This window comes from Bradyrhizobium sp. BR 1432, from assembly GCF_051547705.1.
GTDB classification, from domain to species: domain Bacteria; phylum Pseudomonadota; class Alphaproteobacteria; order Rhizobiales; family Xanthobacteraceae; genus Bradyrhizobium; species Bradyrhizobium zhanjiangense.
The window spans coordinates 6,681,762-6,704,000 of the sequence record NZ_JBPUGF010000003.1; the positions used below are offsets into that span (position 1 = coordinate 6,681,762).

General features: G+C 63.1%; 31 protein-coding genes, 1 tRNA gene and 1 pseudogene. 10 read left to right on the plus strand and 23 right to left on the minus strand.

Annotated features, from left to right (window positions below; all coding sequences use genetic code 11):
• Positions 1-72 precede the first annotated feature (72 nt).
• Positions 73-999, plus strand: a complete 927-nt coding sequence (locus ACSKB8_RS32400) for a dihydrodipicolinate synthase family protein (protein ID WP_128941628.1) — start codon at positions 73-75, stop codon at positions 997-999.
• A gap of 107 nt (positions 1,000-1,106) precedes the next feature.
• On the opposite strand, the gene ACSKB8_RS32405 is transcribed toward ACSKB8_RS32400, so the two are convergent.
• From ACSKB8_RS32405 to ACSKB8_RS32420, 4 genes and pseudogenes are all read right to left on the minus strand, one after another.
• Complete coding sequence (locus tag ACSKB8_RS32405; RefSeq protein ID WP_438108494.1) at positions 1,107-2,018, minus strand: hydroxymethylglutaryl-CoA lyase; 912 nt, start codon at positions 2,016-2,018, stop codon at positions 1,107-1,109.
• A gap of 1 nt (position 2,019) precedes the next feature.
• The gene (locus tag ACSKB8_RS32410; RefSeq protein ID WP_438108496.1) at positions 2,020-4,023 is read right to left on the minus strand and encodes an acetyl/propionyl/methylcrotonyl-CoA carboxylase subunit alpha; all 2,004 of its coding nucleotides are present in this window, start codon (positions 4,021-4,023) and stop codon (positions 2,020-2,022) included.
• A 4-nt stretch (positions 4,024-4,027) separates the two neighbouring features.
• Positions 4,028-5,633, minus strand: a pseudogene (locus ACSKB8_RS32415) (carboxyl transferase domain-containing protein).
• A gap of 24 nt (positions 5,634-5,657) precedes the next feature.
• Positions 5,658-6,785 carry an isovaleryl-CoA dehydrogenase gene (locus ACSKB8_RS32420; RefSeq protein WP_438110776.1) on the minus strand — a complete coding sequence of 376 codons (1,128 nt, stop codon included), beginning with the start codon at positions 6,783-6,785 and terminating at the stop codon, positions 5,658-5,660.
• Positions 6,786-6,941: 156 nt separating this feature from the next.
• Here ACSKB8_RS32420 and ACSKB8_RS32425 point away from each other — a divergent pair, with 156 nt between their 5' ends.
• The gene (locus ACSKB8_RS32425; protein ID WP_438108497.1) at positions 6,942-7,970 is read left to right on the plus strand and encodes an AraC family transcriptional regulator; all 1,029 of its coding nucleotides are present in this window, start codon (positions 6,942-6,944) and stop codon (positions 7,968-7,970) included.
• A 94-nt stretch (positions 7,971-8,064) separates the two neighbouring features.
• Here ACSKB8_RS32425 and ACSKB8_RS32430 read toward each other — a convergent pair whose 3' ends face one another.
• The 3 genes from ACSKB8_RS32430 to ACSKB8_RS32440 form a co-directional block, all read right to left on the minus strand.
• Complete coding sequence (locus ACSKB8_RS32430; RefSeq protein ID WP_091894895.1) at positions 8,065-8,364, minus strand: DUF3551 domain-containing protein; 300 nt, start codon at positions 8,362-8,364, stop codon at positions 8,065-8,067.
• Positions 8,365-8,616: 252 nt separating this feature from the next.
• Positions 8,617-9,108 (minus strand): Lrp/AsnC family transcriptional regulator, encoded by a 492-nt coding sequence (locus ACSKB8_RS32435; RefSeq protein ID WP_438110778.1) that lies wholly within the window; start codon positions 9,106-9,108, stop codon positions 8,617-8,619.
• A gap of 204 nt (positions 9,109-9,312) precedes the next feature.
• The gene (locus tag ACSKB8_RS32440) at positions 9,313-9,618 is read right to left on the minus strand and encodes an ETC complex I subunit (RefSeq protein WP_438108498.1); all 306 of its coding nucleotides are present in this window, start codon (positions 9,616-9,618) and stop codon (positions 9,313-9,315) included.
• Between the two features lie 256 nt (positions 9,619-9,874).
• On the opposite strand from ACSKB8_RS32440, the gene ACSKB8_RS32445 reads away from it, so the two are divergent.
• Positions 9,875-11,044: an OpgC domain-containing protein gene (locus tag ACSKB8_RS32445; RefSeq protein ID WP_438108500.1), complete on the plus strand. Its 1,170-nt coding sequence runs from the start codon at positions 9,875-9,877 to the stop codon at positions 11,042-11,044.
• A gap of 25 nt (positions 11,045-11,069) precedes the next feature.
• Here ACSKB8_RS32445 and ACSKB8_RS32450 read toward each other — a convergent pair whose 3' ends face one another.
• Entirely contained in the window at positions 11,070-11,264 is a 195-nt protein-coding gene (locus ACSKB8_RS32450) for a hypothetical protein (RefSeq protein WP_438108501.1), read from the minus strand.
• Positions 11,265-11,527: 263 nt separating this feature from the next.
• Here ACSKB8_RS32450 and ACSKB8_RS32455 point away from each other — a divergent pair, with 263 nt between their 5' ends.
• Together ACSKB8_RS32455 and ACSKB8_RS32460 are read left to right on the plus strand one after the other, a co-directional pair.
• A complete protein-coding gene (locus ACSKB8_RS32455) occupies positions 11,528-11,755 on the plus strand; it encodes a hypothetical protein (protein WP_438108503.1) in 228 nt (75 codons plus the stop codon).
• 393 nt (positions 11,756-12,148) lie between these two features.
• Complete coding sequence (locus tag ACSKB8_RS32460; RefSeq protein ID WP_438108504.1) at positions 12,149-12,349, plus strand: RNA-binding protein; 201 nt, start codon at positions 12,149-12,151, stop codon at positions 12,347-12,349.
• Between the two features lie 70 nt (positions 12,350-12,419).
• Here the strand turns inward: ACSKB8_RS32460 and ACSKB8_RS32465 are convergent.
• The 4 genes from ACSKB8_RS32465 to ACSKB8_RS32480 form a co-directional block, all read right to left on the minus strand.
• A tRNA-Pro gene (locus ACSKB8_RS32465) sits at positions 12,420-12,496 on the minus strand.
• A gap of 74 nt (positions 12,497-12,570) precedes the next feature.
• Positions 12,571-13,056 carry a DUF192 domain-containing protein gene (locus ACSKB8_RS32470; protein WP_438108506.1) on the minus strand — a complete coding sequence of 162 codons (486 nt, stop codon included), beginning with the start codon at positions 13,054-13,056 and terminating at the stop codon, positions 12,571-12,573.
• A gap of 114 nt (positions 13,057-13,170) precedes the next feature.
• Complete coding sequence (locus ACSKB8_RS32475; RefSeq protein ID WP_164935008.1) at positions 13,171-13,800, minus strand: cold-shock protein; 630 nt, start codon at positions 13,798-13,800, stop codon at positions 13,171-13,173.
• Positions 13,801-13,998: 198 nt separating this feature from the next.
• Positions 13,999-14,760 (minus strand): SIR2 family NAD-dependent protein deacylase, encoded by a 762-nt coding sequence (locus ACSKB8_RS32480; protein ID WP_438108508.1) that lies wholly within the window; start codon positions 14,758-14,760, stop codon positions 13,999-14,001.
• Positions 14,761-15,025: 265 nt separating this feature from the next.
• Between ACSKB8_RS32480 and ACSKB8_RS32485 the strand changes: the two genes are divergently transcribed.
• Positions 15,026-15,190, plus strand: a complete 165-nt coding sequence (locus tag ACSKB8_RS32485; protein WP_164935006.1) for a hypothetical protein — start codon at positions 15,026-15,028, stop codon at positions 15,188-15,190.
• 70 nt (positions 15,191-15,260) lie between these two features.
• Here the strand turns inward: ACSKB8_RS32485 and ACSKB8_RS32490 are convergent, their stop codons facing one another.
• Complete coding sequence (locus ACSKB8_RS32490; RefSeq protein ID WP_438108510.1) at positions 15,261-15,548, minus strand: hypothetical protein; 288 nt, start codon at positions 15,546-15,548, stop codon at positions 15,261-15,263.
• A gap of 232 nt (positions 15,549-15,780) precedes the next feature.
• On the opposite strand from ACSKB8_RS32490, the gene ACSKB8_RS32495 reads away from it, so the two are divergent.
• Positions 15,781-16,056 carry a hypothetical protein gene (locus ACSKB8_RS32495; protein WP_438108512.1) on the plus strand — a complete coding sequence of 92 codons (276 nt, stop codon included), beginning with the start codon at positions 15,781-15,783 and terminating at the stop codon, positions 16,054-16,056.
• Here ACSKB8_RS32495 and ACSKB8_RS32500 read toward each other — a convergent pair.
• From ACSKB8_RS32500 to ACSKB8_RS32515, 4 genes are all read right to left on the minus strand, one after another.
• On the minus strand, positions 16,053-16,250 hold the full coding sequence (locus tag ACSKB8_RS32500) for a hypothetical protein (RefSeq protein WP_091887818.1): 198 nt from the start codon (positions 16,248-16,250) through the stop codon (positions 16,053-16,055). The genes ACSKB8_RS32495 and ACSKB8_RS32500 overlap by 4 nt on opposite strands.
• Before the next feature lie 748 nt (positions 16,251-16,998).
• Complete coding sequence (locus tag ACSKB8_RS32505; protein ID WP_008558897.1) at positions 16,999-17,136, minus strand: hypothetical protein; 138 nt, start codon at positions 17,134-17,136, stop codon at positions 16,999-17,001.
• A 179-nt stretch (positions 17,137-17,315) separates the two neighbouring features.
• Positions 17,316-17,534 carry a hypothetical protein gene (locus ACSKB8_RS32510; protein WP_438108514.1) on the minus strand — a complete coding sequence of 73 codons (219 nt, stop codon included), beginning with the start codon at positions 17,532-17,534 and terminating at the stop codon, positions 17,316-17,318.
• Positions 17,535-17,596: 62 nt separating this feature from the next.
• Positions 17,597-17,893, minus strand: coding sequence for an HU family DNA-binding protein (locus ACSKB8_RS32515; protein WP_008558895.1), 297 nt, complete (start codon positions 17,891-17,893; stop codon positions 17,597-17,599).
• A 353-nt stretch (positions 17,894-18,246) separates the two neighbouring features.
• Here ACSKB8_RS32515 and ACSKB8_RS32520 point away from each other — a divergent pair, with 353 nt between their 5' ends.
• Together ACSKB8_RS32520 and ACSKB8_RS32525 are read left to right on the plus strand one after the other, a co-directional pair.
• A complete protein-coding gene (locus ACSKB8_RS32520) occupies positions 18,247-18,738 on the plus strand; it encodes a hypothetical protein (RefSeq protein WP_438108516.1) in 492 nt (163 codons plus the stop codon).
• Positions 18,739-18,854: 116 nt separating this feature from the next.
• A complete protein-coding gene (locus ACSKB8_RS32525) occupies positions 18,855-19,157 on the plus strand; it encodes a hypothetical protein (protein ID WP_091887822.1) in 303 nt (100 codons plus the stop codon).
• 365 nt (positions 19,158-19,522) lie between these two features.
• Here ACSKB8_RS32525 and ACSKB8_RS32530 read toward each other — a convergent pair whose 3' ends face one another.
• The 3 genes from ACSKB8_RS32530 to ACSKB8_RS32540 form a co-directional block, all read right to left on the minus strand.
• Complete coding sequence (locus ACSKB8_RS32530) at positions 19,523-19,690, minus strand: hypothetical protein (protein WP_370987410.1); 168 nt, start codon at positions 19,688-19,690, stop codon at positions 19,523-19,525.
• A gap of 76 nt (positions 19,691-19,766) precedes the next feature.
• Positions 19,767-19,991 (minus strand): hypothetical protein, encoded by a 225-nt coding sequence (locus tag ACSKB8_RS32535; protein ID WP_438108518.1) that lies wholly within the window; start codon positions 19,989-19,991, stop codon positions 19,767-19,769.
• Positions 19,988-20,221, minus strand: coding sequence for a hypothetical protein (locus ACSKB8_RS32540; protein WP_370987411.1), 234 nt, complete (start codon positions 20,219-20,221; stop codon positions 19,988-19,990). The genes ACSKB8_RS32535 and ACSKB8_RS32540 overlap by 4 nt, the downstream gene beginning before the upstream one ends.
• 212 nt (positions 20,222-20,433) lie before the next feature.
• On the opposite strand from ACSKB8_RS32540, the gene ACSKB8_RS32545 reads away from it, so the two are divergent.
• A complete protein-coding gene (locus ACSKB8_RS32545; protein ID WP_438108520.1) occupies positions 20,434-20,646 on the plus strand; it encodes a hypothetical protein in 213 nt (70 codons plus the stop codon).
• A 208-nt stretch (positions 20,647-20,854) separates the two neighbouring features.
• On the opposite strand, the gene ACSKB8_RS32550 is transcribed toward ACSKB8_RS32545, so the two are convergent.
• From ACSKB8_RS32550 to ligD, 3 genes are read right to left on the minus strand one after another with little or no spacing between them, the layout of a single operon-like run.
• Positions 20,855-20,986 carry a hypothetical protein gene (locus ACSKB8_RS32550; protein ID WP_256477664.1) on the minus strand — a complete coding sequence of 44 codons (132 nt, stop codon included), beginning with the start codon at positions 20,984-20,986 and terminating at the stop codon, positions 20,855-20,857.
• Positions 20,958-21,140, minus strand: coding sequence for a hypothetical protein (locus ACSKB8_RS32555; protein ID WP_438108522.1), 183 nt, complete (start codon positions 21,138-21,140; stop codon positions 20,958-20,960). The genes ACSKB8_RS32550 and ACSKB8_RS32555 overlap by 29 nt, the downstream gene beginning before the upstream one ends.
• Positions 21,141-21,179: 39 nt before the next feature.
• Positions 21,180-22,121, minus strand: a complete 942-nt coding sequence (ligD, locus tag ACSKB8_RS32560; RefSeq protein WP_438108524.1) for a non-homologous end-joining DNA ligase — start codon at positions 22,119-22,121, stop codon at positions 21,180-21,182.
• Between the last annotated feature and the right edge of the window lie 118 nt (positions 22,122-22,239).

Consider the following 22,239-nt stretch of genomic DNA (forward strand, 5'->3'; position numbering starts at 1 on the left):
TCTTCACAGTACCCGGCGGATCCAGCCCCCCGCCGGCCCAATCTACCTTGCAAATCTACTTGGAGTGAAATCATGAGCCGCCGCGTTTCCTGGGAAGGCGTCTTCCCGGCCGTCACCACGCAATTCAATGACGACCTGTCGCTCAATATCGATGCGACCGCCAAGGTCATGGATGGCCTGATCCGCGACGGCGTCTCCGGCCTGATCGTCTGCGGCTCGGTCGGCGAGAACACTTCGCTGGAGCGCAAGGAGAAGGTCGCGATCATGGAGGCCGCGAAGTCGGTTGCGGCCGGCCGCGTGCCCGTGTTGTGCGGCATCGCAGAATTCACCACGGCCTTTGCGGTCGAGACTGCCAAGGAAGCCGCGCGCGTTGGCATTGACGGCGTGATGGTGATGCCGGCGCTGGTCTATTCCTCCAAGCCGCACGAGACCGCCGCGCATTTCCGCGCCGTCGCCTCCGCGACCGACCTGCCCGTGATGCTCTACAACAATCCGCCGATCTACAAGAACGACGTCACCCCGGACATCCTGGTCTCGCTCGCCGACGTCGACACGGTCGTCTGCTTCAAGGATTCCTCCGGCGACACGCGGCGCTTCATCGACACCCGCAACATGGTCGGCGACCGCTTCGTGTTGTTCGCAGGCCTCGACGACGTCATCGTCGAGAGCGTCGCCATGGGCGCCGTGGGCTGGGTCTCCGGCATGTCGAATGCCTTCCCGCGTGAGGGCGAGACGCTGTTCCGTCTCGCCAAGGCGGGGCGCTTCGCGGAGGCGATGCCGCTCTACGAATGGTTCATGCCGCTCTTGCATCTGGACGCACGTCCGGACCTCGTCCAGTGCATCAAGCTGTGCGAGCACATCATGGGCCGCGGCACGGCACTGACGCGCCCGCCTCGCCTGGCGCTGCTGCCGCAGGAGAAGGCCGAGATCGAGGCCATGATGGCCAAGGCGCTGAAGAACCGGCCGCGCCTGCCGGATGTGGGCTTGAAGGCGGCCTGACGAAAGCTCTCTCCGTCGTCATTGCGAGGAGCTCTTGCGACGAAGCAATCCAGAATTTTTCCGCGGAGGGACGCTGGATTGCTTCGCTACGCTCGCAATGACGAGGACTAGGAAACAGCTCGCTTCCGCTTGGCGTTCAGCGCGGATGCCACGCGGCTCACCGGCGGCTTGGCCAGCACGCCGCTCATCTCGTTGGTCGCCGCCAGCAGCTTATCCATATCGACGCCGGTCCTGATGCCCATGCCTTCGAGCATGTAGACGACGTCCTCGGTCGCGACATTGCCGGTCGCGCCCGGCGCGTAGGGGCAGCCGCCGAGGCCGCCGGCGGCGGCGTCGATCACACGGACGCCCTCTTCCATCCCCGCATAGAGGTTGGCGAGCGCCTGGCCGTAGGTGTCGTGGAAATGCATCGCGAGATTGGCGGGAGGAATATTGGCGGCTATCGCGCGCAGCATCTGCTTCGCCTTATCAGGCGTGCCGACGCCGATGGTGTCGCCGAGCGAGATCTCGTAGCAGCCGAGCTCCCAAAGCGTAGTGGCGAGATCGGCGACTGCCTTCGGCTTGATCTCGCCGTCGAAGGGGCAGCCGAGCACGCAGGAGATATAGCCGCGCACCCTAACGCCGTCGGCCTTGGCGCGCGCGAGCACGGGCTTGAACCGCTCGATGGACTCCGCGACCGTGCAATTGATGTTGGCGCGCGAAAAGCCTTCCGAGGCTGCCGCAAACACCGAGACGACCTGCGCGCCCGCGGCGCGGGCGGCGTCGTAGCCCTTCTCGTTCGGCACCAGCACATGGAATTCGGCATCCGTCAGGTGGCTGACGCCGCGTAGCACGGCGTCCGAGCTTGCCATTTGCGGGATCGCCTTGGGCGAGACGAAGGCACCGACCTCGACTGTATGGAGGCCGGCCTCTACCAGCGCCTCGATGAAGGCGATGCGCGCCTCGACACTCACGGGCGTCTTCTCGTTCTGGAGCCCGTCGCGCGGTCCCATTTCGATGATGCGGACTTGATCGCTCATCTCACTCTCCCGAAGGCTCGACCACAGCGAGCTCGACGCCCTCCTGCACGATATCGCCGACCTTGCATTTGATGGACTTCAGCACGCCGGCATAGGGCGCCCGCAGCGTCTGCTCCATCTTCATCACTTCGAGCGTGAGGATCGGCGCGCCCTTGTCGAGCTTGGCGCCCTCCTCGGCCAGCACGGCGACGACGGTGCCCGGCAACGGCGCCGCGATCTTGTCCTCGCCGGCATGCTCCTCGCTCTCGCCGCCGAACGGATCGACCCAGTGCAGGTCGAAGCGGCCGTTGCGCGTGCGCAGATACAGCTCATGGCCGTCGATTACGGCCGCAACGGAAGATTTCAAGCCATCAAGCGTCAGATCGAGTCCGCCGTCGTGGGGCGCAATCGTGAACGCCAGCTCGCGTTCGCCGATCAGCAGCGTCGAGGGGCCACTGCCGTAGTTCAGCGTAATCTTCTGCTCCGGCCCGTGACCGACGCGGAAGGCAAAACTGCGCTGGCGACGGCCGACCGGCTGCCAGCCGAAGGTTTGCCAGGGCGAATTGGCCTGCACACGTGCGGCCTGTTGCTCCTCGTTGATAACAGCGGCCACGGCGGCGCACAGCTCGAGTTCGCCGGGCGCCGGTGCGGCCTGCGTCAGGACCGCCAGTTCGCGCTCGATGAACCCGGTGTCGACCGAATTCGTCCGCACTTTTGGATGCGTCATCAGCGCCGACAGGAATGGAATGTTGGTGACGATGCCGCGGACGTCGGATTCCTCCAGCCCCCGGTTCAGCCGCTCGATCGCGACGTCCCGCGTCGGCGCCCACGCGATCATCTTGGCGAGCATCGCATCGTAATAGGGCGATACGCTGTCGCCCTCGCGATAGCCGGCATCGATGCGCAAGCCCCCGGTCTCCGCCGGCAAACGCCAGGTCGAGATCTTTCCGACCGACGGCATGAAGTTCTTGGTCGGGTTCTCGGCGTAGACGCGCGCCTCGACCGCATGGCCGTTGAGCCGGATCTCGTCCTGCTTCAAAGGCAGCGCTTCGCCGAAGGCGACGCGCAGCTGCCATTCGACGAGGTCGATGCCGGTGATCAGCTCGGTCACGGGATGCTCGACCTGGAGGCGCGTGTTCATCTCGATGAAGAACACATCCTTGCCATCGGAGACGAACTCGATGGTACCGGCGCCAACATAGTTCACCGCGCCCGCCGCCTTTCGCGCGGCGGCGCAGACGGTCTCGCGCTGGGCAGGATTGAGCGTCGGCGACGGCGCCTCCTCGATCACCTTCTGATGCCGGCGCTGGAGCGTGCATTCGCGCTCGAACAGCGACAAGAGATTGCCGTGGCTGTCGCCGATCACCTGCACCTCGATATGCCTGGGATTGTCGACGTATTTCTCGATCAGCATGCGATCGTCACCGAACGCGGCCTTGGCTTCGCGCTTGGCGCTGACGATCGCGGTCTCAAGTTCGGCAGCCGAACGCACGATGCGCATGCCGCGGCCGCCGCCGCCGGCCGACGCCTTCACCAAAATGGGGAAGCCAATCCTCTCGGCGGCCTTCGCAAGCGTTGCCTCGTCCTGGGCTTCGCCGTGATAGCCGGGCACCAGCGGCACGCCGGCCTTTTCCATCAACTCCTTCGAGCCGGATTTCGAGCCCATCGCCGTCATCATCCCAGCGGTCGGGCCGACGAAGACCAGCCCCGCATCGAAGCAGGCCCGCGCGAATTCGGCATTCTCAGACAGGAAACCGTAGCCGGGGTGCACAGCTTCCGCGCCGGTCTTGCGCGCGGCCTCGATCAGCCGCTCGACACTGAGATAACTGTCGCGGGCGCGCGCCGGCCCGAGCAGCACGGCCTCGTCGGCGAGCGCGACATGCATCGCGTCGCGGTCGGCCTCGGAATAGACCGCGACTGTGCGGAGGCCCATGGCCCGCGCAGTGCGGATGACGCGGCCGGCGATCTCGCCGCGGTTGGCGATCAGGAGCGTGCGAAATCGCCGGTAGAGCTTTGAGCGGTCCATCGCATCACATCCTGAACAGGCCGAATTTCGTCGGTTCGATCGGCGCATTCGACGCTGCCGAGAGGCCAAGGCCGAGCACCAGCCGCGTGTCGGCCGGATCGATCACGCCGTCATCCCAGAGCCGCGCGGTCGCGTAGATAGGGATGCCCCTGGCTCTCATATTGCGCACGAATGGGGCTGCGGAATTTCTCTTCCTCTTCCTTCGACCAGCTATCGCCCTTGGCCTCGATATTGTCACGCCGGACCTGGCTCAGCACCATCGAAGCCTGTTCGCCGCCCATCACCGAGATGCGCGCATTCGGCCACATCCAGAGGAAGCGCGGCGCGTAGGCGCGGCCGCACATGCCGTAATTGCCGGCCCCGTAGGAGCCACCGATCACGACGGTGAATTTCGGCACCGCGGCGGTCGCGACCGCCGTCACCAGCTTGGCGCCGTCGCGCGCGATGCCGCCGGCCTCGTACTTCTTGCCGACCATGAAGCCCGTGATGTTCTGCAGGAACACCAGCGGAATGCCGCGCTGGCAGCACAGCTCGATGAAATGCGCGCCCTTGAGCGAGCTCTCGCTGAAGAGAATGCCGTTATTGGCGATGATGCCGACCGGAAAGCCCCAGATGTGCGCGAAGCCGCACACCAGCGTCGTGCCGTAGAGCTTCTTGAACTCGTCGAACTCGGAGCCGTCGACGATGCGGGCGATGATGTCGCGCACGTCGAACGGCTTGCGGCCATCGACTGGGACGACGCCATAGATTTCCTCGGCCGCAAACAGCGGCTCGCGCGGCGGATGCATATTGAGATTCGGTCGCGTCGGTGGCTTCAGCGTGCCGACGATACGCCGCGCGATGCCGATCGCGTGCGCATCGTTCTGGGCGTAGTGATCGGTCACGCCCGACTGGCGCGAATGTACGTCGGCGCCGCCGAGCTCTTCCGCGCTCACCACCTCGCCGGTCGCAGCCTTCACCAGCGGCGGGCCGCCGAGGAAGATGGTGCCCTGGTTGCGGACGATGATGCTCTCGTCCGACATCGCCGGGACGTAGGCGCCGCCGGCGGTGCAGGAGCCCATCACGATCGCGATCTGCGGAATCCCCTGTGAGGACATCTGGGCCTGGTTGTAGAAGATGCGGCCGAAGTGCCGCTCGTCCGGGAAGATCTCGTCCTGCAGCGGCAGGAAGGCGCCGCCGGAATCGACCATGTAGACGCAAGGAAGGTTGTTCTGCCGCGCGATGTCCTGCGCGCGCAGGTGCTTCTTCACGGTCATCGGATAATAGGTGCCGCCCTTGATGGTGGCGTCGTTGGCGACAATCACGCATTCGCGGCCCGAGATGCGCCCCACTCCCGTGACGACGCTCGCCGAATGCACGTCGCCGCCATAGAGGCCATAGGCCGCGAGCGGCGATAACTCCAGGAATGACGTCCCGGGATCGACCAGCAGGTCGACGCGCTCGCGCGCCAGCATCTTGCCGCGTGCTGTGTGGCGGTTGCGCGAGGCCTCACCGCCGCCGCCGGCGACTTGGCTCAGCTTTTCACGCAAGTCCGCGACGAGGTTGCGCATGGCCTCGGAATTGCGCGCAAAGTCTTGGGAAGACGGATCGATGCTGGAATGGAGCGGCATGGTGATTCCAATGAGGTGAACGCTTTAAGCCGTCTCGGCCATCAGCTCGCGGCCGATCAGCATGCGGCGAACCTCCGAGGTGCCGGCGCCGATCTCGTAGAGTTTGGCGTCGCGCCACAGACGTCCGACCGGGAATTCGCTGGTGTAGCCGACCCCGCCGAGCGCCTGGATCGCCTCGCCCGCCATCCACGTCGCCTTCTCCGCGGAATAGAGGATCGCGGCAGCCGCATCCTTGCGCAAGCTGCGCGCGTGGTCGGCGCGGTCGCAGGCGCGCCCCACGGCGTAGACATAGGCGCGCGTGGCCTGCCAGGTCGAATACATGTCGGCGAGCTTGCCCTGCATCAGCTGGAAATCGCCGATCGGCTGGCCGAACTGCTTGCGTTCGTGCATGTAGGGCACCACCGCGTCCATGCAGGCCGCCATGATGCCGAGCGGACCGCCTGACAGCACCGCGCGCTCATAGTCGAGGCCGGACATCAGCACCTTGACGCCCTCGCCCACCTTGCCGAGCACGTTCTCCTCCGGCACCTCGCACTCGTCGAAGAACAAGGGATAGGTGTTGGAGCCGCGCATGCCGAGCTTGTCGAGGTGCTGGCCGTGGGTAAACCCCTTGAAGCCTTTCTCGATGAGGAAGGCGGTCATGCCGCGCGGACCGGCCTCCGGATCGGTCTTGGCATAGACGACGAGGACGTCGGCATCGCCGCCATTGGTGATCCACATCTTCGAGCCGTTGAGCACGTAGCGGTCGCCGCGCTTGTCGGCGCGCAGCTTCATCGAGACCACGTCGGAACCGGCGCCGGGCTCGGACATCGCGAGCGCGCCGACATACTCTCCGGAGATCAGCTTCGGCAGATAGCGCTGGCGCTGCGCGTCGTTGCCGTTGCGGCGGATCTGGTTGACACAGAGGTTGGAATGGGCGCCGTAGGAGAGCCCCACGGCAGCCGAGCCGCGCGAAATCTCCTCCATGGCGACGATATGGGCGAGATAGCCCATGTTGGAGCCGCCATATTGCTCCGGCGCGGTCATGCCGAGCAGGCCGAGGTCGCCGAAGCGCTTCCAGAGGTCTGCGGGAAACAGATTGGCTTTCTCGATGTCGGCAGCGCGCGGCGTGATCTCCGCCTCCGCGAAGGCGCGAAGCGTGTCGCGCAGCATGCCGATGTCTTCGCCCAAATCGAAGTCGATGCTCGGGATGTTCAAGGCGATTCCTCCCTATTTTGGCATCCGAACCTCGCGGGGCCCCGGCGCTCTTGCGGTCGAAAAGGTTGCATTTTCCGCCAAACTTGGCGAGGATTTTCCGAGGGAATTCCGATGCCTTTTCAAGCCGCCACCGCGATCCCGCGCCGTGCCATGACCCCTGCCGCCTTCGTCCGCGGTGTGGTCGCCGCTTATGAACGATACGGCCGCGATCCGGCGGAGGCGCTGAGCCGGGGTCAGGTAGCGCCGGACCTTGTCAATTCTCCGGATGGGCGGATCACGGCCGCCCAGTTCGAGGCCCTGGCGGGCCATGCCATGCGCGAGCTCGATGATGAGGCGCTCGGCTGGTTCTCGCGCCGGCTGCCATGGGGCACCTATGGCATGCTATGCCGCGCCTCCATCACGGCGCCGACGCTCCAAGTCGCGCTCAAGCGCTGGTGCCGGCATCACCGCCTGCTCACCGAGGATGTCGTGCTCGATCTCGCAGTTGGCGAGGAGACTGCGGTCGTCTCCATCCGGGAGCTGCGCGATCTCGGCGGCTTACGCGAATTCTGCCTGGTGACCCTGCTCCGCTACGTGCTCGGCTTCTCCTGCTGGGCGGTCGATTCCGCGATCGCCTTGCGGGCGGCGGAATTTCCTTACCCCCAGCCCAGCCACGTCTCGGTCTACCCGACCATCTTCTGCCGCAATATCCGCTTCGACGCGGACCGCGCCGCGATCATCTTCGACAAGCACTATCTCTCGCTGCCGCTCGCGCGCAGCGCCGCCGACCTCGATAACATGCTCAAAGGCGCCTTGCGGCTGACGGTGCTGCCCTATCGGCGCGACCGGCTTCTTGTCGAGCGCGTGCGCCGGGTGCTCCGCAATGCGCGCGGACGCAGTCTCGGCGCCGAGGATGTCGCGCGCGAGCTGGCGCTGTCCACCCGCACCATGCATCGGCGCCTGCGCGAGGAGGCCACCTCGCTGCGCGAACTCAAGGAAGAGGCAAAGTTCGAGCTCGCCAAGCAGGAGCTGATGCGCGGCCGCACGCCGATCAAGCGGATCGCGGAAATTGCCGGATTCCGCAACGAGAAGAGTTTTTCGCGTGCCTTCCGCACCTGGACCGGCGCCTCCCCGCGCGAGTTTCGCGGGCGGTATCGCTGAAGCATGCCCGCTGTCGCCTCACTGTCATAAATTGAAGGCCCCCGAGATGACTCCCGGAGGCCGAATGTTTTCGAAACCGGTTCGAATTCAGGCGTTAGTTCGAGTTGGTCTGCGCGCCCGGGCGAAGCTTGCTACGCGACCGCGTCTGCTTGGGCTGGTAGGCCAGCGCGTCATTCGAGGTCTTCGCACCACCGCTCTGCGAGCAGGTGCCGCCGATGCCGCCGGCAGCGGCCCGGCAGGCTTCCATGGTCGGATAGCCGCAACCGTGAGCGGCCTGGGCACCGTTGGTAATGCAGAAATCGTCTGCACGCGCGGCGGGTGCGGTCATCATGAGAAACGCGGATGCAAACAGCGTCGCAGCGGATGCGACAAACGTCTTCGAGGTCGAGGTCATGGTGTCTTTTCCTGGCTCAGGGTCCCACAAAAGAGGCCTCGGCACGCGACGCAGGCCGAGGTTCACACCTTGGATCTAGGCGGCGGCCCCGAACCGACAATCACGGTTTAGCGCATCGCAGGACTTCCGAAATCACATGTCACAGTTAGGTGATTTACTCAGCATCATAGCCGACCGTCGGCCGTGTGGCGGCGCACCGCTCCTTCGGATTTTCGCGAGCCTGGCGGTGACGGCGCCTGGAACGCAGCGTCCCTATCCCGCAAATACCGCCGCGACCTCCTGCAACGGCAGAGGCACGTCCTTCGCGACACCCAGCACTGGAAAGCTGCGGACGTTCTTCACGTTCGGCATCGCGGCGAAATGCAGGAGCTGCTGGCGCATGCTCTCGACGCTCGGCGCCACGCATTTGAGGAGATAGTCGGTGTCGCCCGAAATGCGCCAGCACTGCTGGATGCGCGGGATCGCGGCAATCGAGCTCTCGAACGCCTCCAGCACGGGCTGGGCCTGGCTGCCGAGCTGGATCGAGACGAACGACACCACCTCATAGCCGAGCCGCCGCTCGTCGATGACCGCGCGCACCGCCCGGATCACGCCGCGGCTGAACAACGATTTCAGCCGCCGCAGGCAGTTGGGTGCAGACACCCCGACCCGCAGCGCCAGCTCATTGTTGCGAATCCGCCCGTCCTGCTGCAGTTCGGATAGTATCTTCAGATCGACGCCGTCGAGCTGGTCACGCCCCGCCATACCCACCTCGCCCATGAGCTCGTCATGCGAGGCAGCGAAGCACGCGGCGGAATAGCTGCCAAGGGCCAGAGCCGGCGTGGTAGCTGATCCGTGACGTGGGATGGTCGGATGCGAGGTTTATAGTGTGTCGGCGGAATATCTCCCGCCGTCGTGGCCGGGCCTTGTCCCGGCCATGACGGAAGTCTTTGGCGCCGGGTTGGCCCCTCAATGCGTCCAGGGCTCGCCGCGGCGGAACGAGAAATTGTCGGCATAGGCGGCCGGCTGGCGTACCGACTCCTGCGGCTCGATCACCTGGTAGGCGATGCCCTTGCGCTCGCAATAGGCGACCGCCTCTTCCTTGCTGTGGAAGCGCAGCGTGATCTGCTGCTTCATGTCGCCGGACGAGGTCCAGCCCATCAGCGGCTCGACCGAACGCGGCTGCTCCGGCTCGTAATCGAGCTGCCATTCCTTCGTCTTGGACCGGCCGGATTGCATCGCGTTCTTGGCGGGCTTGAAAATGCGTGCGGTCATGGGTGGTCCGGGCCTCTTCGTCTTTTCGTTCGAACTGGATGCGTCACGGTGGCAGTTGGTGGAAATCTCAGGGATAGTATAGAGACACCGTTCGGGAAGTGTTCGGTGATTCCTGCTCCCCGGGTGCCCTACCTACGGGTATAGTCATTATGCTGCACCGTGACAATTGCGTACCCGCCTTCCGCGCCGGGACCCCGCCCGGCGGCACTGGCTCCCCGACATCAGCGTATTTGTTCCTTCCGAAAGCTCCCGTCGCATGGCCTTCCTGAACATCAGCGCAACGCTTCCCGAAAAGGGGCGCGACCTCCAACTCGACCTGTTTCGCGGTGTTGCGAACTGGGCGATCTTCCTCGACCACATCCCCGACAACGTCGTGAACTGGGTCACGACGCGCAATTACGGCTTTTCCGACGCCGCCGACCTGTTCGTCTTCATCTCCGGCTACACCGCGTCCTTCGTCTATGCGCGGATGATGCTGGAGCGCGGCTTCGTCGTCGGCGCCACACGGCTGACCAAGCGGGTCTGGCAGCTCTATGTCGCCCACATCATCCTGTTCGTGATCTACATCGCCTCGATCAGCTATCTCGCGCTGCGCTTCGGCAATTCCGAGATGATCAACGAGTTCAACGTCGCCGGCCTCGTCGACAACGCCACCGAGACGCTGCGCCAGGGCCTGTTCCTGCGCTTCAAACCGCTCAATCTCGACGTGCTGCCGCTCTACATCGTGCTGATGGGACTGTTCCCGCCGGTGCTGTGGTTCATGCTGCGCAAGCCCGACGTGACGATGGCGCTGTCCATCGTGCTGTGGCTGGCCGCGCGCCATTTCGGCTGGAATCTGACGGCCTATCCGGCCGGCCAGTGGTACTTCAACCCGTATTGCTGGCAGGTGCTGTTCGTGTTCGGCGCCTGGTGCGCCATGGGCGGCGCGCGGCGCTCGATGACGCTGATCAATGCGCCGATCACGCTCTACCTCTGCCTCGCCTATCTCGCCTTCGCGCTGATCATGACCATGGCTGGCCGCTTTCCGACCCTGGGCGGCATGTTACCGCAATGGCTGTTCTCGGCCTTCAACCCCAACGACAAGACCAACCTCGCGCCCTACCGCTTCATCCATTTCGTCGTGATCGTGATCCTCGTGATCCGCTTCGTGCCGAAGGAATGGCCGGGCCTGGAGTGGAAGGTGTTCGATCCGCTGATCGTCTGCGGTCAGCAGTCGCTCGCGGTGTTCTGCGTCGGCGTGTTCCTGTCCTTCGTCGGCCATTTCGAGCTGTCGATGAGCTCGGGCTCGCTGTTCGCGCAGCTCTTCGTCAGCATCGCCGGCGTCGCGATCATGACGACGGTGGCCTATTACATCTCGTGGTCGAAGAAGCAGGACAAGCCGTTGAAGCCGCCGCCGTCAAAGCCGGCTGCGGCGAAGACCGCCTGATGGTGACGCGGCCGCCGATGCCGCGTCACGCCGCCTCTTCGCCGTCGAACTCGGTGAACTTCTTGTAGATCCAGTCGCGGCCGTCGTGGCGGCGCCAGACCTTGCCGTAGACGAGCTGTCCGTTGATCGAGCGGCGCGGCACGATCACGGTCCAGAGATGCCAAATCTCGGTCGAACTCGACTGCGGACCGGCGGTTTTGGAGTTGCGATCGGAAGACATGGCAGAACTCACTGGCGCAGAACTGGGTTGATACGCGCGCTGCCACGAACTGTGATCTTGTGTGAGCACGGATGTCAGGCAGCCCATCGCGAGCCGTGCTCGATCTGATAACAGCGACTAGGGCGCCCGCAACAACCGCTCGCCCTTAACCTAACCGATCAACCTTACTTCTCGTGCGCAAACGGCGAGATTGGTTGAAAGCCGGCGTCGACTTTTCTAGAGTGCGTGCGTGATTTGAGAGCGCGCCGTTTTGAGGACGCGCGGTGTTTTTGAGCCGACACGTATTTTCAAAAGAATTGACTGGCCAGGACGACCACAATGAATTTGCAATGTGCATGTCTGCGCTTGGCGCTGCGATCGACAACGCCTGTCCCAATCGCAAAGACACCATCCCCGCAGCCGCCGAAGGCCGCCAACGACAACCAGACAGTCTGGCCGTTCGTGCCGTTTCCGGCCGGCTGGCACGCCTCGAGCTGATGGGCCAGATCTGAAAAAGCGACGCTTGAAAAGCGCAACGCCGCGCAAGCGGAGTATCATCGCTTGGCGGCGTCCGTTTAGGCATTGGGCGCTGAAATCCCCAACACGCATATGTCTATGGCGCCGCGCAGAAGGTTCGATGAGCGTCCGGCAATTCTGCGGCCCTCGGAGGGCCGCAATGGCTTGAAACATCGCGCCGAAGTCGCGCTGAAAGGAGAATGCGCGAAGGCTTCCGCCGCGCCTTTCGGCCCAGACGACGGCAACCAATCACTACGCCACGCGTTGCAGCTTTCCCGCCTGTCCGGGGCATCCGAGAGTGTCCGCGGTCAGCGTGCGCCCGCCTGCACGGACGGCGTCTCACGTCCCTGTGAGCTGGAGCGCGGCCGGTGAATTTCCACGAACGAGCAGTGATCAAAGAACAGCAGGAGGCAAAGCCAGCGGACGCAGTGAGCCAGGTCGATACGCCCGAGGAACTCGCTGAGACGCCGGAGGCCGGAAGCTTGCTGCTCGCGCTCTGCGGGCTCGGCCTAGCGGCAATCGCGATGTTGGGCTGGATTTGCGCCCTCGCCTGGTTCGCCTGGCGCCTCGTCAACCGGCTGTCGTTCTAGGCGCCCCCCGAATCCCTAGGCAAGAGATTTGGGCATCGGCCTGGGGCATTCTTCGGGGACACGTCGGAACTGGTCGGGGCAGCTGGATTCGAACCAACGACCTGCAGTACCCAAAACTGCCGCGCTACCAGGCTGCGCTATACCCCGAATGTCCGGCGAGCCCCGTCGATACACGCTTCCCGGCGCGCCAGCAAGGCGCCAATGACGCCGTTCCCGGGCGCCTATTTGCTGCCGAACAGCGGGTGGGCGACCCGGTCGCCAGGACGGATGCCGTATTTCTGCGCCGTTCCCGCCACCACCTCCAGCACCGCCCGGGCCGGCCCCTGGGACGAGATGATCTTGGTCGACATCGGCTCGGTGTTTTCGGCGATGCGCAGGATGCGGCCGTCGGCGCGGATGAAGATCATGTCGAGCGAGACGTAGGTGTTCTTCATCCACATCGACACTTCCTGCTCGGGATTGAAGTCGAACAGCATGCCTTTGCCATCGGCCAGTTCCTTGCGGTACATCAGGCCGGTCTGCTTCTCCTGCTCGGTCGTCGCCATCTCGACCGAGAACACCTGCACGCCGTTTCTGGTGACGATCTCGAGCGGCTGGAAGCTCGCGGCGCGGACAGATCCGATTGCGGTCGCCATGCCGACAAGAACGAGGACGGCGGCAAGCCAGCCCTTCGCAACGGACCAGACGGCCTTTCGATCAGAATTCATGGGAGCACTCGAGGCGTGGGACTGGAACAGTCCTTACGTGGCGGTCGCTGGAAAAGCCAGAGGCGCGCTGGCTGGCCCGCGCGCCTCTGCTCACGATTGCGAGAATGGGGTGCCTTAGTGCGACTGCAAGCCCGGCGACCCGGTCTCGGGATGGATCTCGGCCGCCATCATGCCCTTGGAGCCGGGCCCGAAGCGGACCAGCACATATTGGCCGGGGCGCAGCTCAGTCATGCCGAAGCGGCGCAGTGTCTCCATGTGCACGAAGATGTCGGGCGTGCCCTCGCCGCAGGTCAGGAAGCCGAAGCCGCGCAGCCGGTTGAACCATTTGACCTGGGCCCGCTCCAGGCCGCTGGTCGGCGTGACCGTGACGTGGGTGCGCGGCGGCAGCATCTGCGCCGGATGGATCGCGGTGGATTCGTCCATCGAGACCACGCGGAATGCCTGATAGCCCTTGGCGCGCTGGACGCACTCGACGACGATGCGGGCGCCCTCGTAAGCAGTCTGGAAGCCGTCGCGCCTGAGTACGGTGACGTGCAGCAGCACGTCGGGCCAGCCATTGTCGGGCACGATGAAGCCGTAGCCCTTCGAGGCGTCGAACCATTTGATGACGCCGTGAACCTCGACGAGGTTGGCGCTGCCCTCACCCAGTCCGGTGAAGGGGCTGAGCGCGCTGTCGCGACCGCTGCCGTGCTCGCCCACGGGAACTCCGACCTTCTTGGACTCAAATCCGTCCGACGACCCCATAACCCCGGACCCCACACTGCCATGCAACCCGCCACTTTGGCGGCGCTCGAATCACGCGTCTTAAGAGAATGTTCTCAATTCGACGCGACGCGAATCTTTCGACTCAAAAGATAACACTCCCGGTTGCGACGCATAGACAAAAAAGAGATTCGCCGGAACCTATGAACAGCTTGCATAGCCGCGAATCAAATTGATGCCTCAATTGCCGGCAAAGGGCCCGAGCGCTTCGCCGATGTCGTGATGGATCACGAGATCGGCAATGTCGTCCTGCTCGGTCGGTTCGCGATTGATGATCACCAGACGTGCGCCGGCGTTCTTGGCCATCATCGGAAAGCCCGCCGCCGGCCACACCACCAGCGAGGAACCGATCGCGATGAAGAGGTCGCAGGTCTGCGACAGCGCAGCTGCGCGCTGCATTTCGTCCTCGGGCATCATCTGGCCGAACGAAATCGTGGCGGTCTTCACCGGCTCGTCGCACATGGTGCAATTGGGCGCGGCGCCCTCCTCGTCGAAACGGCGCTTCACCCAGTCGAGCTGATAGGCCTGCCCGCATCCGATACATCGCGCATAGGTAGTATTTCCGTGAAGTTCAATCACGTGCTCGGCGACCAGCCCCGAGGCCTGGTGCAGATTGTCGATGTTCTGGGTGATGACGGCGGGAACCTTGCCGGCGCGGTAGAGTGAGGCCAAAGCGCGGTGACCGCGGCCCGGCTTTGCCGCCGCGAACACCTCCTCCATCGCAAAGCGCCGGCGCCAGGATTCGTCGCGCGCCTCCTGGCTCGCCACGAACTCTTCGAACGGGATTGGACGGTTGCGCGTCCAGATTCCGCCCGGCGAGCGGAAGTCAGGGATGCCGCATTCGGTCGAGATGCCGGCACCGGTGAACGGCACGATTCGCTTCGCTTCGGCGATCATGTCGCCGAGTCGTTCAACGCCGCTGCGAAGATCCGATGCTATCACGCGCTGCTCCCGATGTGTTTTGCGCACACTGCCAAGACGCACAAGCGGCAAGATTATTGACGCTCTTATCCACCGTGACGAAAAGAGCGAACAGAAACAGACTCGGCAATTGCTGCCGCCCATCGCATATCACAATCCTGCAATGCCTCCTCCCCATTGACGCCCCATTCGGGAGCCCCAATGGATGTATCGAATCCGACTCGCAGCGCGATGCGGCGGCAGTGCTCGAGGTCAGTGGAAACAGGTGCGAACAGAGGGGATGGATATGACCGAAGATGAAGAACGCAAAGCTCGCGAACGCGAGGAGATCGCCACCCGTGTTGCCGCCTTCCGCGCCACTCAGGAGAAGTTCAAGCGCGAGCGTGAGGAATATTTCGTGTCGACGCTCGAGAATGCCCGCAAGGTCGAACGTCCCTCGCTCTGGCCGTAGGGCGTGACGTCACGCGCACACGAACGAAAAAAGCCCGGAGCCTCGCTCCGGGCTTTTCGCTTCTAACTCGCTACCAGTGCCGCCAGTGGTGGTGCCGATAGTACGGTCCGCCGCCGTAATAGGCGTAGGGACCCGGTCCGTAATAGTAGCCCGGGCCGTCATAATAGCCGTAGCCCGGCCCGTAATAGCCATACGGATGCGATGCTGCGACCGCGCCCGCTGTGATCGCGCCTGCGGCAAGGCCGAATGCGAGGCCCGGTCCGATGCCACGGCCGCGCGCCTCGGCTGGCGCAGGCGCCGCGACCGCGGTTACGCTGACGGCTGCGACGGTGGCCAGAACTGCCAGTGTCTTCTTCATGATTATCCTCCTTCGCGCGTCTCGCGGGACAACGGCGAGGGCCTGCGATGGTTGCGCGCAGCGCGGAACCGGAAAACGGTCAAAAAACAATGAACCGGCGGGAACGAACGCTCGCCGCGCGGATTGACATCGTAAGTGCGGAAGCCTCCGCCATCCGGGTTGAGGCGACAGCACGAAGACCTCGTCAGCATCCTCCGCGGTGCTGGCGGGGTTTTTTAGTTTCGCGGGAGAGATGCAGCAGACCATAGCGGCGGCCAGCGTTGCGGCCTTCGGCGGGCAGTTCGATCCTTCGTCGCGGCACCGAACGATGTTTCTTTTTGTGAGCGCGGAACAAGATTTTCGCGCACACGTTGAGGTCGTCTTCAGGCAGAAGAGGCCCGACATGCCCGCGTGGCTCGAAGTCCTGCTCAACCTGTCCGGCTATGCCGGTTTCGTGGCGCTCGCGACGCGCGGCGGCACGTTCCGGGATAGGTCCGCGGACGACCGGATCTGCGGCGAGAAGCGCTAGTTTGCGTGCAGGGCTTGCCCTGCCGTGCGCACCAGCCGATCGGCCTTGACCGCGACACGCGTGTCCTCGGCCTGCGGCCGCAGCGAAAAGCTGATCACCACGAAAGCGAGACAGAAGAGCGTGCCGACGATGGCGACGCGCCGGTAGGTGTGGCGATCGCCTTGATGAAAGGACGGCTCTGAAAATGGCGTCATGACAAAATGGCTTCTTCGCAAAATCGCTTCTTGATTGTCGTTGCCACACACCTATCCCAAGTAGCGGCAAGCGCAACGCGATTGGGCTTTTAACCTAACCGAATAGGGTTATCGGCTTTCGCGGAAGCTTTCGTTAGGCGTTGCGCCGCCCCTGGCTCGCCGCGCGACGACCGCCTTTGTTCCAGCTTCGACTCCCTTTCGTTCGCAAAGAACGAATCGGACTCGAAGAAATCGGCGCGGAGCAACTCTTAACAAGTGGTGTGAACGCGCGCGGCGAGCGCCCGATCACGTGAGGTCGATCGCTGCGGCACCGACAGTTTGTCTTGGCGCAGCCGCGAGTCGCGGTCGCAACAAACGACTGCCTGCGAAAGCCTGCCGTGACCGACATGTCCCGCATCGATACAGAAGGCACGGCTTGTTCTGCATCCGACTCCATTTCGTTCGCAAAGAACGAATCGGAGTCGGAAAATCAGAGAGACGCGAATCCTAACGATCGATGAAAGCGGGCGCCGTCACCCTCGGTGCAAGACTCTTCGGCGGCAAAATTTTCGGCGACACGGATTTCGAGGCGACTGTGAACACGATGACGATCTCGCGGCACGGCTCGCACCGAAAGCTGTTGGCTGAGTTGGCCGTCATCGGCTTGGCGCATTGCGGGCACGTCATGCTGCGCGAACGCGTCCCGTCACACCTTCGTTCCGTCACACGTTCGCTTCAAAGGCATCAGCGTCGACGCCCGCCGATCCACTCACGCCGCCCGCTTTGCTTTGCCCTTCTCCGAAAAGCATTCCAGGATCTGGATGCGCAGCTCCTCTGCAGCCGGGCCCTCGAGCTTCCTGAGCTCGTTCCAGAGCCTGATCACTTCGCGCTGTTTCTCGACGGTCATGAATCACCTCCAAGAGAAGATGATTGACTAGAACAAAATGAGAACAAAAAGTCCAGCCCCTCCCCGAAATTCCACAGGGCCACGGCGGCTTGAACCTTTTCCGCGCTGCGCGGGACCCATGGAGGCTGGGGATTTCAGGGCCCAGTCATACGGCAGCGCCGCCTGACGAACATACTCCGTCATCGCGGCGCTGTTGCTTTTTGGATTTTCAACCTTACGTTACAAGCATGGTTGGCGGCCAGGCGCTGAAATCCCAACGCCGTCAGCCAAGAGAGCCCCGTGCGAAAGCGCGGGGTTTTTCTTGTCAGCCGCGGCTGCGCGGCAGGCCACGATCGGCGGGCCTGTGGTTTCTCCTGATCGTCGTAGTGATGTTCGGCATTGTCGTCGCCGAGCACCACCTCGTCTTCAGCCGCTAATCCGTTGCGATGCTTCGCGAAGCGGCCCCGGCATCGCCGGCGCCTTAGACGGCGTCCTTGGCCACTTTCAGCGGCGAGGCCTTGACCGACTTGCTCGCCGGCTTGGCCGCAAACTGCATCGGCTCCTTGGTGAAGGGATTGATGCCCATCCGGGCTTCGGTCGCGGGCTTGTTCACCACCGACATCTTGACGAAGCCGGGGATGACGAACTCGCCGGACTCGTTGAGCTCCTTGTAGCCGACCGTCGCCATATATTCGATCACCGACTTCACGTCGTTCTTCGACAGCTGCGTGCCTTCCGCAATTGCATCGATCAATTGGGTCTTCGTCATCTTCGCCATGTTCTGAATTCCTTTGAAGGGATGCGCGTGCGTAAACTCTGCTGTGGACGCGGCCGGACCGCGGAGGCGCGCTTTTAATTCATGCCAGAGGTCATGAAGTGACCGGGCTTAGAGCCTATCGAGACCCAAAACGCAAGCAGGGGTTCTCTAGGGTTCCCGACATCCTGTGAAAGATGTTGCAGCATTTGCCAATTCTTTTTGAACCATTTGTCTCCTGGCGCGTCATACTCTTGAAGTCCCTAAGCTTCACCCCACCAGAAAGCCCCGCTTCCCCCAGGCGGGGTTTTCGCTTTTGCCCGGCCTGGTAGAGCGCCGCGGCTGCTATATGGTCGAAAGGTTTCTCGTGGGGACTCATGAAGGTCGCTATCGTCATCGCCGGTTTGATCGTTGTTGCGATCGCCGCCCTCGTCGCCATCCAGCCAAGCTTCTTGAAGCCAGCGTCCCTGGCACTCGTGAAAAAATCCGACATCTTCGGTTTCTCGCCCGGGATGACATTCGACGAGACCAGCAAGCTCGTCAGTCAACGTCGCTACCTCTGCCGCCAGATCCGGGGCTCGTACACCCTCGAATGCGAGATCAATGGCGCCAAGGTCACGGTCGATAGTGACGACGCTGACGCCAAGCACCCGATCTGGCGTGTCCATGCGGAGTTGAACAACCCGGGGCCGCAGGACGCCGCCGTCAAATCGATCTCCGACCAGTTCAACGCCCAGCCGATCAAGGTCCACGCGGGGTGGACATGGATCGTCGGCCGTGAGCTCAAGCTGAGCTATGACGGCCTCGCCTTGAACCTCGTGGACGAGGCCGCGGAGGCCAGGCTTCGCAAAGACGAAGCCAAGCGCTAGGGAGCACGACGAGTCACCTCATCGTGAAACTTGTGACTGGGCACGCCTTGTTGAGACTTCGGTAACCTAACGCCTCCAATCTCGCATCAGTATCGTTGCGTTGGAGTATCCTCACAGTGCTGGATTTTAACGAGCTGCGTGAACTCGCGGCTGATGTACGCGTTTTTGTCGATATCGCCGAGGACAAGGCCGAAGCGCTGCGAGCCGTCATCGCAGCTTATGACGTCGTGCTCGCGATCTTCCCCTCTGGGGACGGCATGGGCCTCCACGTCATCAAAGGCAAAGAGATCCTGGACAAGATCGCAAACTCGCGGAGCCATGCGATGTACAGCCACACGGCCATCGCGGTCCCTGACCTCGAGCACGCAGAAGTGCTCAAATACCTGACGGCGCCGGTCGAGCAACGGATCGCAGCCTGAAGCGGATGCGTTTTGGTTCTGGTTCCACCTCTCCCGTAGGGAGAGGTCGGATCGCATCGCAAGATGCGATCCGGGTGAGGGGTTACAGCCCAGTGATCGCTGCGGCCCCTCACCCGGATTGCACTGGACGATGCTTCGCATCGCCAGGCGCAATCTTACCTCTCCCCGCTGGGGAGAGGTGACTCTCGAACGAACGAGCGAAGCCAGCTTCATCACGAGCCGGAAGGTACTTCGGGAAGTTATCCGCGGAGTCGGTTGAAGATCCGGAGCGGGAGCCGTGATCCCAGCACCATGAGGATCGCGATGGCTGCAACCAGCACATATTTCAGCGGGTGTTGCGACGACGCGAGCGAGCCTTCCCACACTCACTGGCCGCCCAGCAAGAACACCGTGAAGCCAATCGCGATGCAGCCAAGCCCGAGGACAGCCGTCGCGATTTCGACGACGTTTTCCAGACCGAAGAATCTCACGATGGGGCTCCATGCGGCAGACAGGAGCAGATCCACGATCGCGCTGAGCAGGCCTTGAAGCATGGCAATAGGTCGTGTCGGTCGTCAGCGGGGTTCAACCGCAGTAACCGCTCGGCCTGTCCCGCGCTAGAACCGCCCCTCACCGAACGTCCCCGGCCTTCCGGCTCTCACCAATTGAAACCGGCTTGTTGAGGAAATACTCGCGATTACCGGTCGCAGCTTCCGCGTACTGGTCGATGGCCACGATGATGGCCTGGACGTGGGCATAGCACCACCCTTCCCGCGTCGCTCTTCGGCGAACGTCCTCGAGCGCGGTCAGGAAGGGCGATAGCTCTCTCTCATCGTCGAACCAACGCCTGCTCACCATGTCCTCCCGCCGAGCACCCTGCCCTTGGTCTGGCGCGGCTGCGTGCTCTTCAGCGCGTCCCGCTGCGCGCAAAGACCTTCAATCTTCGCCTCCATCCGCGACAGCAGCGCTTCGGCCGAGGCCGTCCCGACACCCGCCCGCTGCAATTGGAGGATCTCCTTCCTCTGCCTTCCCATCCGGATGCGCATCCGTTCGATCTCCCGCCTGACAACGTCCAGGTCCGGCATGTTCAGCCCCGCGATTTTGAATATGGTCCATGAGAACAAAAACGGAACGACGAGTCGAGTCCGACGTTGGACGGAGAAGGAGAATTGTGCCGCCTGCGTCGCACTTGGGTCGCACCCGCCCAGAACGGATGCACGCGTGCGAGTGCGCGGGTAGGGAACAGACGATCGCTGCTCGTTTTGACTAGGCTGACCCAAATGCTGGAGGAGCCGGGATGCCGTACTTCACATCCAAGCAAGACCAGGCGCAACGCACTTACAAGGTGCTTGCCGACATCTTCTGCGCGATTATGCTCGCAACCTTTTCGATTGTGTTCTTCGGACTGCTGGGCGGCATTGTTGCCTTCGTTCTACTTGAGGCCGGCCTGCTTGTGATCGATTGGCTTTTGCCAAACGAGGACGACGATGCGGCAGGCGTTGTTCGCTAGCGGACTTTCCCGTGGTAGCCCCACGCCGACTTGCTCGAACCCATGTTGCTCGAACTCATGAGGTCGACGAGCACGGTGCAATCCCGGCCGGCTCCCGCTTGTTAGCCAGCGACCAATATTTGGGGCCTCCGAAAAGGACTCCAAGCGCGATCGGGATGGCTCTCGTACACAAAGCCGATGCCAAGCCAGATCGGGCAGTCGGGCTTTGTCAGAACAGATCGCCTATGAGCTTGAGGATGCTGACGATCAGGCCCGAGAGACATGCTGCAGTGCCGAGGTCGGCCAGATAAAGCAACACGTCACGTTCGTCCTCACTTAGTTCTGCCAGTGCCTTGCGCATCTTCCCTCTCCATGGCCTCGATCAGCTCTTCGTCATCGAGAACATCCAGCAGATCATTGATTGTCTTGTTGCCGTCGCGCGACCCCGGCTCGACATAGCTCGCCAGAATGGCCTGGGCCTGTTTGACGGCTGCCCTCACGCGATCCGGTTTCACGGCCGGTACTCCACGCATACTGTGGAAGCTAAAACGCAGCTAGGAACGGCGCGTTCCTTTGCTCAGCCCCTTGAATGAGCTGGCGCGCAACAACCCTTCGGATGTGATGTCGCGATACTCCACGTCAGCGTAGAACGTCGGCTCGACCCAGGTGGCCTTCGGCTTCCTGATGGGCTTGGTGAGCTTGGTTTTGGGGCTGACGACGGTCTCCAGTGCCTTGCGGATCTCCGCGGACTTCGTTCGAGACCAGCCGGTCCCGACCTTGCCTATGTAGCGCAGCTCCTTTCCCTCCTGCTTGCCGAGGTATAGCGCCGCGACGCCGGAGGGGTCTTTGATGAACCCGACCACGGGAAATTTCTCGCGCTGGACAGCCTTGATCTTCTGCCAGGCTTCGACCCGGTCCGATCGGTACGGCGCGTCAACCCGCTTCGAGATGATGCCTTCGTAGTTGAGCTTGCTTGCGGCCTCGAACAACGCCTGCCCATCCCCGACATGGTGCTCGCTGTAGACGATCGGCTTCTCCAGCTTGTGGCTCCCGATCAGCTGCTTCAGCAGTTCTTTGCGGGCAAGCTGGGACAAGTTTCGGAGGTCTCGCCCATCGAGCCACAGGAGGTCGAAGGCGAAGTACACCAGGCGATCCTGATCGCCCCTTGCGAGATCGGCCTGCAGCTCGGCGAAGCTGGGACGATCCTCATGGATGACCACGACCTCGCCATCCACGATCGCCTGTCCCGCGATGTCGAAGGCGCCCGCAATGGTGGAAAACTTGTTCGTCCAATCCATACCGTTGCGCGTCAAGGCTTTGCGGTCGTCGCCGTCAATCCGGAGCTGGATGCGGTAACCGTCGTATTTGATCTCGTGAATCCACCGAGCCCCCGAAGGCGGCTTCATCTTCGGGATCGCCAGCTGCGGGCTGATGAAGCCCGGCATGGGCGCGGCTTCCGGCGCTTTGGCCGGAGGTGCCTTGGTACGCTTCGCCACTGACGCAACTCACGAGAGCCCGCCGCTGACAGTGGAAGCCGAGGCGGGCAGTCAACCTGCCCTACTCACGAGTCGCAAACGCCGAGGCTATCTCCACGTTCCGAAATTCTGGCTGAGG